Here is a 3,063-nt window from a genome sequence, read left to right as displayed (position 1 = left end):
ACAACACGTGTCCGCACTGCCGGGCGGGCGTCCACTCGGCGTGCGACAACCTCGGTTTCACGACGAGTGGGCAGGCCGAGCTCACCCGCGTCAACGAGGCGAACGGCTCGCTCGTCAAGACCGACGGCGTGCCCGACGACTCCCTGCTCCCGTCGCTCCTTGCGCTCTCCGACGTCATGGCGACGGGCTGGCACGCCGCCGTCGCGGCGGGAGTGCGAGCGGGAAGCACGGTCGTGGTCGTCGGCGACGGGGCCGTGGGGCTGTGCGGCGTGATCGCCGCGCGGGAGCTCGGAGCGGAGCGGATCGTCGCCATGTCCCGGCACACCGACCGCCAGCGCCTCGCGCGCGACTTCGGGGCGACCGACATCGTGGCCGAGCGGGATGACGCCGCGGTGGAGGCGGTGCAGGAGCTCACCGGCGGGGTCGGCGCCGACGCCGTGCTCGAGTGCGTCGGCACGAACCAGGCGATCGGGACGGCCTTCCGGGTCGCCCGGCCGGGCTCGAGGGTGGGTTTCGTCGGCGTGCCCCACGGAGTGGAGCTCCCCGTCCGTCGGATGTTCCAGCGCAACGTCGGCCTCGCCGGCGGGATGGCACCGGTGCGCCGTTACCTGCCGGACCTGCTGGAGCGCGTGATCGCAGGACGGATCGACCCCGGTCGGGTGTTCGACCTCACGCTCCCCCTCGAGGAGGTCGCGGAGGGCTATCGCGCCATGGACGAGCGTCGGGCGATCAAGGTGCTGCTGCGCCCCTGACGAGCAGCCATGAGGCCGTATGCCGCTGGGCGGGCTCACGGGACGCGTCCCTCCCTGCGGTCGGGCGCGGTCACCCACGGCGACTTTACGAATTCATGGACAGGCCGTTACCTGAACGTGACATCACCGGATTCGTCGTCTAGTGTCGTCCCCAGCCCCTCCCCCGTGGGGGCCACCGAGAGGCGGACGCCGAGTCCTGCCACCGCCCCGAGGTGCCGCTTGACCCGCATGGCAGGAGCGGGGGAACCACCGTTCCTCCGAGCGACGTGGAGCCAGGTCCAGGCCGGGTGCCACGCCGCTCTTGGGGTGTAGCACTCGACGACGGCCTCCGGGCCGGCGACGAGGCCGGGCAGTTCTCCGCCCGAACCCGACAGCTAACCTCGTAGGCGCGGAGAGGTTCACTTGTGAACGTTGACAACCGTCCCGGGCGCCACCGGGCGCCGGGCTACAGCCCCCTCGGTGAGCTCAAGAGCATCGCTCGAGGGTCCGCCCAGCCGGCAATGAAGGGCGCAGCCGTCGTCGCGGCAGCCGGTGGTCTCGTGGCCACCCTGACCGCTCCGGCCTCGGCCGAGACGACCAGGGATGCTTCGGCAGCGGCCGCTGCGCCCGTCGCCGCGCCGGTTGCGGCCCCCAAGGCTGCTGCCGCGGTCGGCCCTGCGGCCGCCACAGCTCCAGCGGTGGCCCAGACGACTGCACTCAGCTCCATCGGCTACGCGGCGCCGGCGCCGAAGAAGGCCGCCAAGGACAAGCCGATCGTCATCAAGGACGTCGTCGTCGAGAAGGCGCGCAAGGAGGCGGCGGAGAAGGCCCGTCGCGAAGCCGCCGAGAAGGCCCGCCTGGCCGCTGCCAAGGCCCGCGAGGAGGCCGCCGCCCGCGCGTCCAGGACCACCTCCCGGACCAGCCTGACCGCTCCGACCTACACGGCGAAGACCACGGTCAACGGGACCTCGGGCAAGAAGTCCTCGTACAACTGGGCGACCGCCGGGCAGTGCACCTGGGGTGCCTTGAACAAGTGGTACCAGTCCGAGGGCTACTACCCCGGCGGGTTCACGGGCAACGCGATGGACTGGGCCTGGGGCGCCGCGAACGCCGGCTACACCGTGTCGGGCACGCCGCGCACGCGGTCGATCCTCGTCATGCAGCCCGGGGTGCACGGCTCCTCGAGCGTCGGTCACGTCGCGTGGGTCACTGGAGTCAACGGCAACCAGGTCACCATCATCGAGATGAACGCCCTGGCCGGTCCGTACAACTACAACACGCGCACCCTCACGGACATCAGCGGGATGAAGTACATCTACGCACCGTGAGCTGACGCCGCATCGTTCACGAAGGGCGGGGAGACTGCAGCCGCAGTCTCCCCGCCCTCGTCGTGTCGGGCTGTGGGCTCGTTCAGCTCTGGGCCAGGCGCTTCGCCGCCCGGCGTTGCTGCAGGCGGCTCAACCGGACGACGAGTGGTGCGGCGCGCATCGCGAGACGAGGTGACAGGTCGAAGACACGAGCCTGCACACCGCGCCAGGCCGGAGCCGCAACGACCGGACGAGGTCGCTCGAGCACGCGGGTCACGAGGGCGGCCACGGCCTCCGGCTGGAGCACCTTGCCCGAGAAGGACATCGAGGCGGTGGGGTCATGGACCTTGTCGTGCAGCATGGGCGTCCACATGCCGTCGGGACAGATGCAGCTGATGTGCACGTCGTTGTCGCCAGCCGCTCGCAGGTCGGCGAGCGCCGAGAGCGACAACCCCATGACTGCGTGCTTCGTCGCGGCATAGACCCCCTCTCCGGGGACCGACACGAGACCGGCGAGAGAGGCGATGTTGACGACGTGTCCCCGCCCGGCGGGCCGCATCACCTCGAGGGCCGCGACGGTGCCGTGCATCGTCCCGAGGGCGTTGACCTCGAACATGAGGCGCCGCTGCGCGTCGTCGTGCGCCCAGACCTCACCCGTGACGAGGACGCCCGCATTGTTGACCCAGACGTCGAGCGAGCCGGCGCGCTCGACGGTGGCCGCGGCGCCCTGTCGGCAGTCGGCCTGATCGGCGACGTCGAGTGCGAGGGAGGCGGCGGTCCCGCCGGCCATCCGGATCGCCGCCGCCACTGCCTCCGCAGCTTCAGCGTCGAGGTCCGTGACGGTGACGTCAAAGCCGTCACGGCCCAGTCGCTTCGCGATCTCACGGCCGAGTCCACGCCCGGCCCCGGTGACGACGGCTCCGCCTGTGCGCAGGAACGGCGACCCCGTCATGTCGCGTCACCGGCCCCGGAGGTGGCCGACCCGCGGAGCGAGCCCAGCGGCATACGGCTGGCTGTCTGTCTCG

Annotated in this window: 3 protein-coding genes and 1 riboswitch; of the genes, 2 read left to right on the top strand and 1 reads right to left on the bottom strand. The window is 71.4% G+C overall.

All coding sequences use genetic code 11. From position 1 onward, the window contains the following. Both LOY02_RS18780 and LOY02_RS18775 read left to right on the top strand, forming a co-directional pair. A partial coding sequence (locus tag LOY02_RS18780; RefSeq protein ID WP_317183888.1) for a zinc-binding dehydrogenase occupies positions 1–752 on the top strand: 752 nt, incomplete at its 5' end. 206 nt (positions 753–958) lie between these two features. Beyond that, a riboswitch (cyclic di-AMP (ydaO/yuaA leader) is annotated at positions 959–1,153 on the top strand. A gap of 3 nt (positions 1,154–1,156) precedes the next feature. Then, entirely contained in the window at positions 1,157–2,059 is a 903-nt protein-coding gene (locus LOY02_RS18775) for a CHAP domain-containing protein (protein ID WP_317183887.1), read from the top strand. Positions 2,060–2,141: 82 nt separating this feature from the next. Here the strand turns inward: LOY02_RS18775 and LOY02_RS18770 are convergent, their stop codons facing one another. Then, positions 2,142–2,990, bottom strand: coding sequence for an SDR family oxidoreductase (locus tag LOY02_RS18770; protein WP_317183886.1), 849 nt, complete (start codon positions 2,988–2,990; stop codon positions 2,142–2,144). Positions 2,991–3,063 lie beyond the last annotated feature (73 nt).

The organism is Intrasporangium sp. (assembly GCF_032907665.1).
In the GTDB taxonomy this organism is placed as follows: Bacteria; Actinomycetota; Actinomycetes; order Actinomycetales; family Dermatophilaceae; genus Intrasporangium.
This window is presented reverse-complemented; position numbering and strand designations above follow the sequence as displayed.

Bases quoted from the DNA above. Each gene is read 5' to 3' on its own strand.
- LOY02_RS18770 (WP_317183886.1), bottom strand. From the start codon at position 2,990: ATGACGGGGTCGCCGTTCCTGCGCACAGGCGGAGCCGTCGTCACCGGG.